Origin of the sequence: Paenibacillus sp. HB172176 (assembly GCF_011947265.1) — a bacterium.
GTDB lineage: Bacteria > Bacillota > Bacilli > Paenibacillales > Paenibacillaceae > Pristimantibacillus.
This window is the reverse complement of record NZ_JAATHD010000004.1, coordinates 173382-190412: the sequence shown is the minus strand read 5'-3', so window position 1 is coordinate 190412 and position 17031 is coordinate 173382. Positions and strand designations below refer to the sequence as shown.

Genomic DNA, 17031 nt, shown 5'->3' with positions numbered 1-17031 from the left:
CTTTCGCAAGAAATCCTATCTCTGTTGGTAACGGTCGAATTGATTCTGCTTCAATTCCACCAATCGATTCACTTCCAACTTTTCCAGCGTTGCCAAATAATCGTCGTAATTGTCCAAGGATTCGGCGCCCATGATAAACTTGGTGAACATTTCTTTCACATACGTTTGAATGTTCGCATTGAGCTTGGCCATTTCCTTCGATTCGTCAGCCGTCGGCACCAATCCCTTCGGCAATGCGTTTTTCGTGTTATTGTCCGCGTATTTGCCGAACACTTGCACCGCTTCTTTCTGTTCATCCATTTGATAATATTGCTCCAGATAAGCAGGAAGATTTTGTATACCCGGCGCCGGTTTGTTTGCTCTGAAATGTTTCCCCATCGCAACCGCAATCGACAAGCCGTCCGGATTGTTCAGAATCTCGTCTGTATAGGTTGGGTAATTATCGACCATGTTGTAGGTCTCGCCCTCGACGCCAAAGTTTTTCAATAATTGTCCTTCTTCGGAGAACCAATAATCAAACCATTTGATCGTATCCACAGGGTTTTTGTTCGCAGTCGTAATATAAGCGCTGTTGCCAGGCTGATAAACCGCCGCGGCATTGATAAATTGGGGCTCATCTCCTTGATTCAGCACGGGGTATTGCACCGCGACCAATTCGAAATTCTTGTTTTTCTCTTGGCCGGCCGGGTTATAGGTTCCCATTCCTCCGCCGATATAACCATAAATCCCAGCGGTTTCATCTTGCAAAACCTTGGCGTCCATCGTTTTCTGATCGATCGTGGCGAAGTCCGGATCCAGCAATCCCTTCTCATACCAGCTATGCATTCTCGTCAAATATTCCTTGTACTGGGGCTGCATAGGTCCATACAATACCGTTCCGTTATCCTGATAGAAGCCTTGATCGTCGAAAATCTGAATGCCGTAAGCCCAAGCGAAGACATCGGGCATCCATTGCAATTTCGCATACGGAGCATCCAGCCCCTTCTCCTGTTTAAGCGTGCCAAGCACGTTCTCCCAATCGTCGACGGTTTCCGGTGCGCTCAGATTGAATTCATCCAGCCAATCCTTGCGAATCATAGGTCCGCCAAACGAACGATACGTGGTGTCGGACAAGGAGGGAATATTATAGATGGTTCCGTTATCCGTTTTGATTTCTTTCGCGAGATCCGGATGTTCATCCAGATATTTTTTAAGATTTGGCGCATATTCATCAATCAAGTCGTTCAGCGGAATGATAACCTCATCCTCGATCGCTTTATCCGGTCCTCCCGGGTACTTATTCAGGAAATCGTATTCAATCACATCCGGCAGCGCTTGACTCGCCATCATAAGATTGAACTGCTCATCCTCGCTCCCCGAAGCCGGATGCTCGAATTCTACTTTCACGTTGCTTTCTTCATTTCTTACTTTATACATGGTGATGTCGTTGTAGCTCTTCGCTACAGTCGCAACTTCGGCCGGCAGCCCCGTCCAATACTTGAGATCAATCTCTTTCTGACTGTCGCCAGCAACCGAAGTCGCTTCATTCGCAGCAGTATTGCTCCCATTCTTCGCATTCCCGTTAGCATCCGAGCCATTGTTGCCGCTGCATCCTGTGACCGCAGTCACCACCAACAGCGCTGACATCCATTGAATGGCTCTGTTTCTGTTTTTCTTCCCCATTTGAAGTTGCCTCCTTATTTCATATCGAACACCTGGCAGGTTCAGTTATCAGTGTAGGAGAATGGCTATCCTTCGGTAAATCGTCAATTCCTTGTTTTATCATCAATAACAGTCTTTGAGCGTCATCAATATTGAACACTGTCGCCATTTGCGTTTTATCTGTTCATTCGTTGCTTTCCCTGTATTTCCCCGGCGTGATACCCTCGTATTTCTTGAAGATTCGTATAAACGCATTGCTGTTGTAATAACCGACATCATTCGCGATCTCTTTAATCGTCTTCCCGGTTTCGATTAATTGAATTTTCGCCGCTTGCAGACGGACCCGATTAATCGCGTCCAGAATACCGTCTTCCTCATATTTCCGAAAGTACTTCGACAGATAGACAGGATCCTTGTGAAAGCTTTCCGCAATTGAAGATACGCTCAAATCGTTGTCGGAATAGCGCTCCTCGATGAAAGACAAAATCTGATTTTTCAGTTCTTCGTCGCCGCCCGACTTCTTCTCTTGAATAAAGTCGGTCATCTTCTTGAGTAATTGGAGTAATTTGTCTTGCATCTCCACAATCGTTCGACAGTGAAGGAGATCGTTAATGGTTTGATTCACGATTTCCTCTTTGTTCATTTGAATTTCTTCTGTCGCCTTTATAATCGTGGAGGTAATGTCGAACATAAAACATTTCACCACTTCAATCGATACGTTGCCGGCTGAACCAAATAGGTGCACCAACTGATCGACCAGCTTTTTCGCGCTCTCATAATCGCCTGCCTTGATATAATTGACGAGCCATTGCTCCTGCTCAAGCGAATAGAAATACTCGGGCTCCGATTTCTTAAAGCTCTCGAAGTCGATCATTTGCGATGTGCCCAGCAAAAACTTGTATTCCATCGCTTGCATCGCCTCTTCATACGCACTCGGGATACTGGAAATCGTTCGATGAAGTCCGCTGTACGAAACGGAGTATTGAATGTTGAACCGATTTTGAATAAATTTCTGGGACTCACGCAGCTTGGCGATAACAGGATCTCTGTCATCCTTCATAACGCCTTCTTGGGATGGAGGCACATTAATCAGCCCGACCAGGAGATCGTCAACCTCAAACATGATTTGACGACATACGGGATTCAGCAGCTCCTCCGTAATATTGCTAATAATTAGGCGAACAAGATCCCAATCCCTGGCGTCGTCCTCTCGATCTCCGACCAGGTCAAGCTCGTAGTTTTCGATATAAATGATGAAAATCATAAATTCCTCTGACGCCATTTCGAAATCCATCCCGCTAAGAATATCTTCCAGCATCTCTTGACCTTCGATTCGTCCCTTGATGACTCGCTCGAGCAAATTCGATTCAATAACCTTTCTCTGACGATGCAATCGTTGATTCGCAGTCGAATTTTCTTCCAAGGTCTCGCCCAGCATCGACTCGATCATTTCCCACTCGTTATCCGTATTGGCATGACTGACTGGTTTGTTCTTCGATAACTGGGACATAATGCTGCGGACTGGCTTATATTGCTTGCTCACTAGCCATAACACCATGAGCAGCCCTAGAATAATAGCCAGGACCAGAGCGGCAATCGCGGTTTTGTTAATCGCGTGCAGCTTCTGCTGGAATACGCTTTCGGGAATCGCGATGACGTAAGTGAACGGCGTGTTGGTAGATTTAATATACGATACAACATATTCATTCGAGTGAAATCCATTAGCCTCCGACGTTAAACGCGAAGCATCAAATGGAAGAGGCTCTGATTGAGAAGACAATAAGGTTCGGCCTTGATCATTCAGAATATAGACAATCCCCTGATATTCATCGTGGAAATAATCGAAATATTGCAGAATACTCTTGTTATCCAGCACTGCGGCAATGGTCACATCAGGATCCTTTGTCTGCCTGAACGGCAAGCTTTGCTTGTAGAATACCAGCTTGCTTCCATCTGGTTTCTCAAGCGCGCCGTAACCCTCCATCGTTGAATTTCCGACAAGCCCGTCCCACTCCTCCATATCGATGTCCAAATCATCCAGGAAGATCGACAGGTGATTGGTTCTAAATTTATTATTGGAGGAAACGACTATATCCTGATGGTGGAAGTAAACAAAAAAATCTTCGACTGTGGAGTTAGCCGCCTTATACACCTTAAAATCATCCAGAAGCTCCACCAACATATACTCCTCTCGAGGAGTCAGAGAGGCTTGTTTGCTAACCATCATCTGCACTTTGGGGTTAAATGCGATTTGCGTTGCAATCTTGCCCATCTCATTCAACTGATTATCAAAGGTATCCTTCATCTCCTTCAATATCATTACACTCGACTCGTTCATCTGTCCCCTGACGATTTTCTCGGAATCATGATACAGGTAGAGCGCAAATAAAATAGGAATAACAAGGACGATTAAATAAGAAATAAACCATTTTAGCGCCACACTTTTATTGCGCGGCAATAGAAGTAACTTTTTGTTAGACATGATGCTCCCATCCCCCGATTTTGAGATATATCGATTTTGTCGAACCCGTAATCCATTTTACTATCCTGCTCTAACACTACTGGATTCAATCCGCCCTCGTAAATCATCTTTTTTTCGAAAGGATCATCAAAAACAGACAGGACCTCCGCAATGACGAAGGTCCTGTCTGTATGGAAGCTTTATTTATCCTTATAGAAGGGGGCATACTGCTCGACAAAGCGATCATATAGATTCGGCGGCAGTTGCAGCAAATCTCCCGTCCGCTTCATATGATTGCTGAGATCATCCAACAATCTCGCGATCAATTCTCGCTCACTTTCTTCGAATATCCGATTATCCTGTTCCATAGGATCGTTCGACAGATCGTATAGCTCCAGAAAAATTTCATCCTTGAACCAGTCTACGATCAATTTGTCGGAGCCTTGTACGATGCATCGTTGATAATTACCTCTTGCTCCATTGCCGTCGAATTGGATGAATACATTTCCTGATGCTGCTCGCGCTCTGCCATTCATGACTTCCATAAGCGATGTCCCGGTAACCGATTCGGGAATGGGCGCTCCGAGATAGTCGCAAAGCGTTGGGAACACATCGATTGCGCTAACCGGTTCATCCGAGCTGCCACCGCCATATTGGTCGTGATCACCTTGCGGGAATTTGAAGCCGAGCGGAATGCGTACAGACTCCTCGTACATGCACATTTTTTGCCATAATCCGTGAGAACCGAGCATTTCGCCATGATCGCTTGTGAATACAATGAGCGCGTCCTCGTACATCCCTTGTTTCTTCAGCTCATCGATCATTTGGCCTACACAATCATCGAGCAACGAGACGAGTCCGAGATAGGTCTTCCAGATTTCATGCCAGTCTTCCCTCGAATAACGACTGCCTACAGCCCCGGTCAGATTATAAAGCTGCAACGGCGATTGCTTGGCCGACCAACGCCCGACATTGTCCGGGAGAGCGATCTCCTCCCGATTGAATCTGGAGTACCAAGGCTCCGGAATGTCAAGCGGCGGATGCGGTGCCAGGAACATGGCATTTAGAAGCATCGGCTTACTCCGGTCCCGATCGCGAATCGCCTTCAAGGCCGTATCCAGAATAAAGCCGTCGAAGAAATAGTCAAAGCCTTCCTCATAGCAGCCTGTGGTCGGTATGGAATACTTCTTCAATCTTGTCGTTGTGCCGAAAGCCATTTCCGGAACGATTCCCCGGAACCGCTCTCCTCCCGGCGCGCGCTTGCCATGCTCGCGTAAGAAAGGCCCATATTCTTCTTCGCTGTTCCGCCAATTGGTTTTCGAATCCGCCAAGCGATCAATGCCGTCAGCCGTCAAGAAATGCTGCTTGCCTACATGCCAGCTATCCCAGTCGTCCTCTAAATGCTGATACAAATTCGGAGTGCCGGACGCCACGAGCCCGTGCGCTTTCTCCGCGGGTGTCCATGGATTGATGACGCAGCCTGTCTCGTTCGGATACCGCCCGGTGAAGAACGAGCCTCTCGCCGGCACGCAAAGCGGCGAAGCGCAATAGGCGCGCTGAAAGCGAAAGCTTTCCGTGAGAAGCTTGCAAATATGCGGCGTAACCTCAGGCGATAAAACATCCTCTCTTAATTGATCGGCCATAATGACGATTACATGCGGTCGATTTTCCAATGCTGACCCTCCACTATTCAAGATACATGTACGACCAATTCCGCTGTTACCGTTTCGCCGGCCGCATTGATTAGCTTGCCGTAATATTCATACGTGCCTGCTTGCTTGCCTGTCATCGTAACCTGAGCTGATTGGGCTCCAGGTGTCGATTCGACCAGAGGAATGGTTTGAAGAAGCTTTCCGTTCTCATAGAGCTCAAAGATAGAGGCATTCGTTCCCCACCACATATCCATCCTCACGTTGTAGTTGCCGTCTCCATCCCAATTATCGCTGGAGAGCATGGCATTGCCGGGCAATGCGTCGACAACAGCAACGGTCAAAGGATCGCAGCTTGCGGTGCCGTATGAATTCATTAATTCGCAAGAGTATACATAAGTGCCATTGTGTCTGCCCGTCAGGACAGTTGCAGCTGTCTGAGCAGCAGGAGAATAATCGATTAATGACCTCGTATCAATCAAGACTCCATTCTCGTATAGCTTGTATGTCGTACCGTTATTCCCCCACCATTGGTTCATCGTGATGGTGTAGTTGCCGTCTCTCAAGCCTGTGTCGTATCCGTTGTCGTTCGAGAGAACCGGATTGGCTGGCGCGTCCGTCGCCAGTGAATTTGACTCTTGCCAATAAACGCCCGCTTCATTAATGCTGTTCCAGGTGTTCACGCTATTCCCATAGCCCACGATACGGATATATCTGGCAGAAACAGCATTGAACGTATATAGTTCGGAATCAGCGGAAATACCGCTGCTCTCGCCCTCGTAAACCGTCTGCCAAGTTTCCGCGTCTTGAGAAACCTGGATATCAAACCATGTTTTTCGCGCATTTCCGCTCAGCCAGGCTGCGCTGACGGCATTGACCAAGCGCTCCTGCCCGAGATCAAGCTGAAGCCATTGGCCGCTGCCGCTTGCGGACCAACGGGTTGACATATTGCCATCGACGGCATTCTCCGGAATATTGCCTTCCGCGTATTGCGCATCGCTGGCGCTTGCTTGCAGGACGTCCCACTTGGTAGCCGACGCGGGCACTCCGATTTGAATTTCACGCTTGAAGGAAACGTAATAGACCGCTTCATCCTTGTCTGTATCTGCTGGAATGACCGTAATGACTGCGGTTCCCGGCAAGCCTTCCGCCTGCTCGATCACAACCTGATCGCCTGATGACTGAGGGACGGCGGCGACGATCGGCGGATTGTCCTCGTCTATTGGAAGCGTCTCTTCATAGAAGCGTTGATTCGGCGAAAAATTCGGAAGCGTCCCCCCATTTACCAGAATCGATTCCAAGGGGGCGGCTTGCCGCTCCGATATCGTCCAATCCTCCAGCGGCAAGACCGTCTCATTCTGGCTATCGGGCGCGTAGCCGGCCAGATAAGGCGTAAACGACACCGCAATGGTCGGATTAACGGCATTTTCCAGATGAATGGCCAGCTTGCGGATGCCCGTCGTGCTGTCATTCTCCGCCGGATTCGGCGAGCTTGGCAGCGGAACGGCATCCATGAGGCTGAACTCGGCATTCGCCGGAGACTGAATGCTTACTTGCAGCCGCTTGTTTCCTTGCTTCAGAACAGCCGTTCTGCCATCTTGTCCTATCTCAACTTGAGATGCAGCAGTATGCATGAACCACCATATATCAGATGCTTTCTTCGTTTCCAGTTCATCCTGCATAAGAACGCTGCTCCGATGATCCTTCAGCGCTACCCCTCTCCGAGCCGATACGACCTGATCTTCATAGGCAGGCGTAAGATCGACAATCGCAAACGCTTCTTGGGATCCATAGACGAATTGCGTGACGCTCGAAACCGCATAAGGGTTCTGATCGGGGCCCGAGTCGGGATTGATCACAATCGTGTTGTTCCCCTCCGCCCGCTTCTTGTAATAGGTCCACCTTGCCGCATCTTCATCGAAGCTCCACAAATCGGTTGAGCCATAGGCTTGCACGCCGAGCTCCATCGCCCATCTGACGCCGAGCGCATCCAGCACGAACGATCCGATATCCAGGTCGCCGTGGCTGGATTGGTTGTCCCCGCCCTTGACTCCGACATACAGAGCCTCGTCATTGCCCCATGCGTTTCGCATCGACGCGACTTCTTCCCTTCCCGTGAACAACTTGTCTAATGCCGTTCCAGTTTCCGCGGGCGTCTGATAATTCTCGGGCTGCGCCCATAGCAAGCGTTTCACGCCAATCCTCGGACTCTGCAGCGTAAAGCCGCCCAGCTCGGGCACATTGTAACGATTGGCCATCCAGAAATTCTCGTCATTAAACATGCCGGATGAATCCGCATCACTGTAATTGAAGCGGCTTCCTGTCGGCGATGTCATATAGAGCGGGTAATAACTGGATTCCGCCATTCCTTCCTTGTCGGAGAACCCATAGTCGGTTCCAAGGGAGGCGTCCATGGAAGACAGCAGATCCACCAGGTACTGCATCGCATAATTCCAATACATCGGTCCTTCTTCCGAGGCTCCATCCGGCGCATAATGATCCAGATGCTCCTGTACCGATTGCAGAGCCTCCTCAAGAATCTCCTTCGATTGGACAGGCGCTTCATCGGCAATCGCGAGCGCAGACATGGCTAGTGCGCTGTTGACCACCGCATTCTTGTTGGTCGATGAAGTGAACCAGCCTCGCTCTATCCCAGTGGCAGGCTCCTCCAGATATACCTTCAACGCAGGATCGAACGCTTTATCCGATATCGCCGTGTACAGAGACTCTCTCTGCTGCTCGGTCCATGCATCATAGAACCAGTCATACGCAATCGCGTAGGCGAAGGACAATTCAGCCGTGGCAAGAAATTGAGCCGGGCTCCAATCGACGAAAGCGTTGGTTGCCTGAAGATCCTGCCATGCTCTGTCGACGTAAGCCGTATCGCCGGTCATTTGGTACATGAAGCCCCAGTGCAGCATGCGATCCAATTCGGTTCTGCTGATGCTGTTGAGGAAGTTGCCGCTTCCGTGATCCTGCGAGGTATCATAGACCGGCAAAGGATCCTGCAGCATATCGTCGGCTTCTTGCTCGACCTCTGCATACCATTGTTGGAATGTCGTGTCTGTAAGCATTCTTTGGCTGACCGCGTCGAAATCATCGCTTGTAGCCAAAAGGCGTGGATGCTCGCCAACGGGATGCTGCTGGCGCAGATCCGCCATCACCGTATCTCCCGCTGGGCCGGTAAACAGCTGGATAACAGCCGGCGAATGGCCGCCTTGCGAATCGGATACGTCGATTTGGAATTCAACTTTCCCTACATAGCCGTCAGAAACGAAAGTCCATTGTCCATCTTGCAGCAAGGTCAGCTCGCCGTGTTCGGGCGATTGTCCGATAGCATAGAATAGCTCGTCCCCCTCGATATCCTCTGCCTGAATCTGTCCGCTGACATTTTCATATTCGGTCAACAAGAACTGCTCGTTCTCTACTACAGGCGCATCGTTGACAGATTGAATCACAAGTTGGACTTGTACGGTGCCGAAGCCTCCATTCTGATCCCAATAAGCAGCCGTGAAAGAATCCGTTCCGTAGCTATTGCTGTCGGGACGGTATTCCCATGTCCCATCCCCGTTCAATTCCGTTTGTCCCCTTTCGGGCCCTGCAAGCATTTCATAACGCAACGGAGCTCCTCCGTCGCTATACGGCTCCAGCGCTCCTTGAACGGCAATGTCCTCATCTGTAACGACTTCAGGGCTCGCTTGCTCCAACTCGTAAGACACGTCTACCTTAACGAGGCAGCTTGCGCTGAATTCGTCTGAAGCAGCCGTAATGATGGCAATCCCCTGTTGCAGCCCGGTCACTGTGCCGTCAACGACCGTTGCCACTTCAGAATTGGAAGTCGTCCAGGTTATCGCCTGATCGGTGGCATTTCCTGGAGCGATAATGGCTTGAATAGCAGCCGCTTCACCTATATCCAGAGAAAGCGTTTCAGGATTCAGCGAGATGCTTGTAACGGGAATATACTCGGACAAGGACATATCATCCAGCCAGTATGTGCCCTTCGCTGAGAAATAAGGGTTCAGATTTATGCGAATTACATCCTCCGGCACTTGGAAATGCGATTCTATAAATCGCCAATCCCCTGTTCCTGTAAGACTTGTTCCAGGTATCTGGACCGTTTCCTTGCTGCCATCGCTGCTAACGTATGTCGCACGCACATAGAATGTCGCGTTTTCATTCAATGGCTCCATTTTCAGCCAAAACTTGAGACTGTACATTGTACCGCCTTGTACATTTACATTCTGAATGCTCCCTGCCGTCTTGTCCGACAACACAACCTTCAGCGCTGCGCTCCCTTCCTTATATACAGACTCGTCCACGGTTATCTCGGCAGCCTGCCCCCATGGAATCCATCCGACAGTGCCTTGCTCGAAACCGCCGTTCTGCAACAGGTTCTCGCTGCCCGAGCTTGCCGCCGCGCTTGGCGCAACGAGGAAGGATTGCAGCCCAAACACACAGACTTGCAACACAAGTACAGACAACATCCCCTTTGCCAGGATTCTGGTCATTCGGTTAAATGATTTCGCTTTCATTTTTCTCCTCCTTCATTTGGATTGATCTTGGACCGTTACGTCCAGATTCATTCTAAAAGAGGGAGTTTAACCGTGTAAATCATGGAATATGGCAGGCTATCATCAATTTCTGAATGGGCGATCATCATTTAAGGATCATCATCATCAAAAACAGGAGACCGCGGGCGATCTCCTGATGTGTAGCGAATAAAGCTTATGGATTCGTCGCCCGTGAACGGAACGCCGATCCCGGGCCGTATGGCGCCAACGCAACCATCACGTAAGGATTAATGCACACATCGTCAACTGTTCTGGCAAAGGCCCAGAGCTGCTCGGAAAGCAACCGCACGACGGGCTCGTATTCCTCTTGCCCGAATAGATTGCGCGTCTCATGCGGATCTTCCCGCAGGTCGTAGAGCTCCTCGTAATCGAAGCCGTTATAGACGAATTTCCATTCCTTCGTCATGATCGAGCGTTGAATGCCGTATAGCTCGTTGCCGTTGGATTGCGTGAACACTGCCTCTCGCCAGGCTTCCGGCCGACCGTCCCGGATAAACGGCATTAAGCTTCTTCCCGCGAACTCGCGTTCCGTCTGTATGGAGGCCGCCTCCATGAAGGTAGGGGCAAAGTCGGCCAGGTTGATGAATGCATCGACAATCCTTCCCGGATTTTTCAATTCGGCAGGCCAGCGGATGACGGCCGGGATGTGATAGGCGCCGCGGAAGCAAGGCAGGCCTTTGCACCATAAGCCATGCTCCGCCATATAATCGCCATGGTCGGAAATATACAAGACGAGCGTGTTCTCCGCTTCGCCTGACTGTTCGAGCTCCACCAGCACCTGTCCGAACAAATCGTCTTCATAGGTGCAGAACGCAAGATAATGGCGGATCGCTTCCTTATGCTCGCGTTCGGTAAGCTGGTCGAAGCGATCGCGCGTTTTGCGGTACAGACCGGGCTTGTCCTTCATGCGATCGTTGAAGCTTGGCGGCAGCTCGATATCATCTATAGCATACTTATCCAGATAGCGCTGCGGGACGAAATAAGGATCATGCGGGCCAAGCGTACCGACATAGAGGCACCAGGGGCTGCCGGATGAATGGGAACCCAGCTTTCGCAGCGAGGCGATCGCCTCTTCGACTGTCGCGCGATCGTTGAACGGATCCTCGTGCACGCCGTAATGCGCGTACGTTTCATAGCCTTTTCGCATAATCTGGCCTTCCTGTCGTTCGCCCTGCTCGTCTATTCCGGATCCAGCATTCATGCTCTCATATTGTGCCCATTCCCTGGTATGAGGACGAGAATGACGATAGCCGGCGGCGGGTGAAGCTGCTTCGTTAAACCCCCGATGCTCGGGTCCCTCCAAACCGCTGACATGCCATTTGCCATGATAGCTCATCGCGTAGCCGTCATCCCGGAAATCCTCGCTCCACAGGCGAACGCCCTCGTACAAGCCCCGAGACAGGGTATTGCCGACATCCACGTTATTCCATACGCCATGCTGCGACGGGTAGAGACCGGAGAAGAACGTCGCCCTCGAAGGGCAGCAATGGGGGGAGATCGTGTGCGCATTGGAGAAGGTCAAGCCTTCCCGGCAGAAGCGGTCAAGATTCGGGGTCTTGGCTTTGCCGTAGGGCGGAATCGTATCCCCTCTTTGCTGATCGCTCATGAAGATGAGGATATTCGGTTTTTGCTTTTGCGGGTTGCCACTCATTCGAACCACTCCTTGAACCATTGCTTGACGTAGGAAAGCTTTTCCTCCGTCTGCCTTGCGCCCCCGCCCTCATGTCCGTTAAACGGGTAGACGACGATATCCTTATCGCAAGCAAGCCGGTTATAGGTAGCAAAATACATCAGCGGCGGGCAGGTTTCGTCTTTTAACGCTACCGAGGCAAGCACCCTGCACGTGATGCGGTCGGCCATATTCATCGTGTCGAAGTACGTCAAGTTATCGATGGCGAGCTCGAGCTCCTCGGGACGCCGCTTCACATATTCGGCAACGCTTGCGAAGGCGCCGTGCAGCCCCTCGACGCGCTGGGTCAAATTGCTGTTGCTCGGCACATCGACCATCGCAAGCGCCGGCCGGTCATCCAGCGCCGCCACCGCCATGGCAAGGCCTCCCCCTTGGCTGCCTCCTTCAACCACGATGCGCGAAGCGTCCACCTCCGCCTGCGCGCAAGCGAAATCGATTGCCTTCAAGCAATCCATATAGGCATAGCGGTAATAGTACTCATATTTATTATGAATCCCCTTGCTGGCTACGTTAAGCGAGAAGCCGCTTGAATACGAGGCCTGGTTGCCTGTGCGCCCTCCCTGGTCGCGACAGTCGACGGTCAGGACAACAAAGCCCATCATCGCCCAATTCATAAATGCCGAAGGCTCCCCCCGGTTTCCGCTAAATCCGTGATAATGAATCAGACATGGGTATTGCTCCTTGCGCATGAACGCCGGTACGATCATCCAGCCATGAATCGTCGTTTCATCCATCCCGTTATATTGAATCTCGTAAACCTCCACGCTGCCGATCGGGTAGTCGAGCTTTATCCGTTTTGGGGCCAAGGGCACTTCCTTCGCTTCCCCTATCGTCTCTTGCCAAAACGCATCGAAATCATCCTTCTTCGTAAGCTCGGGCATATATTGATATAATTCCTCTGTTGCACGCTGCAAATAACCCATTCTGCAATTAATCCTCCTAAAAATGAATAGACTCTCGGCAGGCCGAGGCGGATTGTTCACCATCAGAACGCTTGCCAGGGTTCGATTTATATCGATTTTCACACAGGACTTGATGAATGGCAAGCCTTATGATGCAGATATCCATCAATTGTGGCGTGCAGCATAGAACGAGCAGCCCCCTCACCAAGAGAAGGCTGCTCGTTCCGAATCAAGCCGCTATTCCATCGTTACTCGCACATCGTCGATATGAACCACCGTACCGCCGGGCGAATCGACGTAGAAGCCGATGTCGATCTGGCCGCTTGTGACATTGATGTTATCAACGCGGATATACTGCCACTGCCCTCCGCCTGGAATGCTCTCGTAGATGACGGTGCCGCCGTAGCTCGCGATTTCCGCTCTGGCCGTCGTCGGCGTCGCGTAATCCATTCGCACCCATGCCTCCAGCGTATAATCATGATTGTTCACCGGCACGTTAATCGTCTGGTGAATGCTCTGCTGATAAGCGCTAGCCGAGTAGAAGTAGGCGCGATAGTCGCCCGTCCAAGGCGAAGCGGGCGGGTTCGAGCCCGATCCGCTGTCGATGCCGTAAGCCAGCGCCTGACCGCCTGGATGCCATTCCGTCCAATTGCTTCCCATAGCCGTATTCCGCTCGAAATCGCCGTTATCGAGCAGGTTCAGCTCCGACTGAGGCGTTCCCGCAGCTCCGGATGAGACAAGTATCCGATCCAGATTAATGCCTCCTGTATCGGCCACATCGTATCTGTACGCAATCGTGTTCATGCCTGCGTTCAAGGAGACCGTCTGCACATGATCCTGCCATACATCCCAGCTCGTTCCCGGACTGGTCAAGCTCGCCTGCGCCACATCGACACCGTTGACGTAAGTGCTCATCGTCTTCGTGCCCCCCGATCCGTTCGCGTAGCGCAAAGCAAGCTGATAGCTACCGGAGGAAGGAACCTCGACCTGGAAGCTGACCTGGGCGCCCGAGGTGGCTATGCCGTCGACGAACGCATGGCCCGAATAGAACTCATGATTCTGATTCGTCGAAGCGCCTCCGGACAATGCCGCGCTCTCCGCCTCGTATTTGGCGACTGTCGGAGCGAATGGAACCGTTATATAATCCAGGTTCACATTGCCCGTATCGCCGCCTTCATCATAATAGCGATAGCTGATGGCATTGCGGCCCGCTTCGAGCGGAAGGGTCTCGCTCTGTGTCGACCACGTATCCCAATTCGCCAGAGTCGCAAGGCTTGTCTGGTTCACTCTCTCGCCGTTCACGAAAATGCTGAGAGACTTTGCGGACCCTGTCGCGTTCGCATAGCGCAGCGCGACATCATAGTCGCCGCCGACCGCAACATCCGCATAGAAGGTTGCCGCCGCTCCAGCGTTATCCAGACCGTCGACGAAGCCGCTGCCCGAATAGCCGGAATGATTCGTATTGACGGAAGCCTGCGCGGCAGCCGTCTCGCCGGACAGCGAAGCCTCCTCCGCCTCCAGCTTGCTTCCCGTTGCCGCCGGCGAGCCGCTTCCCGACACGACTACGCTCTTGCTCGATCCGCTGGCTGCGGCGACCTTCACATAAGTGACCTCGCCATACACATCTTTGCCGGTCGTCCAGCCTTCTCCCGCCGCCGCTTGCAAGGCAGCAAGATCCGCATAAGAGGTCATGGCAGAGCCGTTCAGCGTGGCCGCCGTTCCCGCTTCCCCATGAATTTTCAGCATATAATGCTCGACATCCGGCGTATACGTCCCGGTCTTCGCGGCTACGCCTACATGGATTCCGCTGCCGCCGTTGTCCTGGGCCGTGATTTCTTGTTTGAAGTAATCGCCGCTTTCGTAATCATAGCTGGCTCCGTCATCGTCATAATAGGTGAAGCTGGTCGAAGCCGTATCCGGGAACACATCGACATCCACATCGGTTACCGGACTCTGTCCGACATAATCCTGCACCTCCTGCGATGGAATGATCGCGCCCTTCTTGACGAAGAGAGGAATATCCGACCATGTCTCGGCGTTGACTGCGTAATGAATCGTTTGGCCGCCTGTATATTCCGTGCCTTTGAAATAGTCGATCCACGTTCCCGCAGGCAAGTAGATATCCTTCACCGTCTGTCCCTCGTCCACGACCGGCGCCGCCAGCAGCCAGTCGCCGAACATCCAGGCATCCACGTCGTTCTTCACGTTCGCGTCCGACGGATAATCGAAGATCAGCGGTCTGACAAGGCCGTTGCCCGTCTCGTACGCCTCTCTCTCGTAAGCGTACATATACGGTATGAGGCTGTATCTCAGCTGAATCGCCGCCGTTGCCGCTTCCTCGGCCGTATTGCCGTAGAACCAGGGCTGTCTCTGCTGATACAGATTGCCATGCACGCGGAACACCGGCGTGAGCGCGGCGAACTGCATCCATCTCGCATACAGCTCCGGACTCGGATTGCTGTCGTTCGGATTGAAGCCGCCGGTATCCATGCCCCACTTCGGCTGGCCGTTGTTGATGGAGGAGAGCATGACCGCCCGCTGCTCCTTCATGCCCGAAGCCCAGCCCACCTTCTCGCCCATGTAGAACTGGCCGCCGATATCTCCAGACCAGAGCGAGGTCGCGTAGCGCTGCGCGCCGGGATAATACGTTCTCACCGTCTGCCATACCCGTTGCTCGTCATTCGTATAATCCCGCTGTCCTTCATACAGCGCCTGGGACAGATGGGTTGTCGTGAAGTTGCCGAACCACCACTGTGCGGCGCCGGAAGCGATCTTATCCGTCTCGTCGTTCCACCAGCCGACAATCCCCTTGTCGAAGGCATCCTCGGAATGATCCCAGAACCACGATCTCATGCTGGCGTTATACGGATCAATGCTGCGAACGAGCACAGGGATAAAATAATCCGAATATTCGCTATGCCCCGGATACCAGTAACCTCCCGCATCGGCATCGTAATATTGCGAGGTTCGGGTGCCTCCGCTGTCCTCGGTCACGATTCTCGGCTTCGTGATGCCGATCATCTTGACGCCTTCGCTGTCCATGTCGGCTTTCAGCGTGCCGGAATTCGCGTCTGGAAAGTTCGTGGAGTTCCAGGCAAATTCGCCGTAGCCGGTCTCCCCGTATTTTTTCCAATCATAATCGAGTCCGTATGCATCCAGAGGAATGTTCTTCGCTCTGTACGTCTCGACCATATCTGTCATCTCCGTCTGATTCGTGTCCCATTCGAAATTCATGAAGCCCAGCGACCACTTCGGCATCATCGGGGATTTCCCCGTAATCGCGGAGAAGCCGTCCATAATCTCCTCGGGATCGCCGACAATCGCGTAATATTCCACATCGGTCTTCGTGTATCTGCGACCTTCCGTCGGCGTGCCCCCATAATAGAATTCCAGCTTGCCGGTCGTGTCCGTATACGGATAACCGCCGTCGCTGTCGACCAATATGCCATATCCGGCCGTCGACCAGATGAACGGTCCGCCCGAGTCGCCCTGATTCCCCGCATGCGCCGGATGCGTGCTGGAGTTGCGAATAATGTCCGATGCGCTCTCATTCGCGTTGTAGCTGCGAATGCCGTATACATTATGGCTTGTCGCATGCTGGAAGCGAACACCGTCGTAGAACACGCCGCCGCCCGAAGGCTCCCAAAGCAGTGTCGTGCCGTCCGCCTTCTTGATCGTGACGCGTGCCGGATTCTTGGCAATCTCGACCTTGATGTCCGACGTTGTGATCGTGATCGGATCGCCGGTCGTGTCGATTGTCGCGCCTACCGCCGACCAGGTCTTGTCCGGATCGATCATCGGCGTGTCCGGACTTGGAGAAACGTCGTTTGGCCTGTAGGACACTTTCACGATATCGCTGCGCAGCACATCGAAGATCAGCTTATCATCATTCGGCTCGGCTCCATTGTCTACCGTCAACGTCAGCGTGTCTCCCGAGACCGACGCGCCGGTCACATTGCCAAGCGCGCTGACGTACGCCTCCGCTTTCTGCGCCGGAGCGAAGGAGAAGAGCGCGGCAAGCAATACAGCGGCCATGCAAGCAGACAGAGACTTCCTCCATGCTTTGAAGCTCCCACTTCCATAGGTCATGAATGATTCCGCCTTCCTATCATTTTAT

General features: G+C 52.1%; 7 protein-coding genes. All 7 read right to left on the bottom strand.

Annotated elements, in window-relative coordinates; all coding sequences use genetic code 11:
- Window positions 1-15: 15 nt before the first annotated feature.
- Window positions 16-1662 (bottom strand): type 2 periplasmic-binding domain-containing protein, encoded by a 1647-nt coding sequence (locus tag HFP08_RS08045; protein ID WP_168120072.1) that lies wholly within the window; start codon window positions 1660-1662, stop codon window positions 16-18.
- A gap of 163 nt (window positions 1663-1825) precedes the next feature.
- Window positions 1826-4123 carry a helix-turn-helix domain-containing protein gene (locus tag HFP08_RS08040; RefSeq protein ID WP_168120071.1) on the bottom strand — a complete coding sequence of 766 codons (2298 nt, stop codon included), beginning with the start codon at window positions 4121-4123 and terminating at the stop codon, window positions 1826-1828.
- Between the two features lie 179 nt (window positions 4124-4302).
- On the bottom strand, window positions 4303-5775 hold the full coding sequence (locus tag HFP08_RS08035; RefSeq protein ID WP_240941183.1) for a sulfatase family protein: 1473 nt from the start codon (window positions 5773-5775) through the stop codon (window positions 4303-4305).
- 17 nt (window positions 5776-5792) lie between these two features.
- On the bottom strand, window positions 5793-10283 hold the full coding sequence (locus tag HFP08_RS08030) for a discoidin domain-containing protein (protein ID WP_168120070.1): 4491 nt from the start codon (window positions 10281-10283) through the stop codon (window positions 5793-5795).
- Between the two features lie 193 nt (window positions 10284-10476).
- Window positions 10477-11973 carry a sulfatase family protein gene (locus HFP08_RS08025; protein ID WP_168120069.1) on the bottom strand — a complete coding sequence of 499 codons (1497 nt, stop codon included), beginning with the start codon at window positions 11971-11973 and terminating at the stop codon, window positions 10477-10479.
- On the bottom strand, window positions 11970-12935 hold the full coding sequence (locus tag HFP08_RS08020; protein ID WP_168120068.1) for an acetylxylan esterase: 966 nt from the start codon (window positions 12933-12935) through the stop codon (window positions 11970-11972). The genes HFP08_RS08025 and HFP08_RS08020 overlap by 4 nt, the downstream gene beginning before the upstream one ends.
- A 216-nt stretch (window positions 12936-13151) precedes the next feature.
- Entirely contained in the window at window positions 13152-17003 is a 3852-nt protein-coding gene (locus HFP08_RS08015; RefSeq protein ID WP_168120067.1) for a TIM-barrel domain-containing protein, read from the bottom strand.
- Window positions 17004-17031 lie beyond the last annotated feature (28 nt).

Coding starts and splice junctions, on each gene's coding strand:
- HFP08_RS08045 (WP_168120072.1), bottom strand. CDS start 1,662: ATGGGGAAGAAAAACAGAAACAGAGCCATTCAATGGATGTCAGCGCTG.
- HFP08_RS08025 (WP_168120069.1), bottom strand. CDS start 11,973: ATGAGTGGCAACCCGCAAAAGCAAAAACCGAATATCCTCATCTTCATG.
- HFP08_RS08015 (WP_168120067.1), bottom strand. CDS start 17,003: ATGACCTATGGAAGTGGGAGCTTCAAAGCATGGAGGAAGTCTCTGTCT.
- HFP08_RS08040 (WP_168120071.1), bottom strand. CDS start 4,123: ATGTCTAACAAAAAGTTACTTCTATTGCCGCGCAATAAAAGTGTGGCG.
- HFP08_RS08030 (WP_168120070.1), bottom strand. CDS start 10,283: ATGAAAGCGAAATCATTTAACCGAATGACCAGAATCCTGGCAAAGGGG.
- HFP08_RS08020 (WP_168120068.1), bottom strand. CDS start 12,935: ATGGGTTATTTGCAGCGTGCAACAGAGGAATTATATCAATATATGCCC.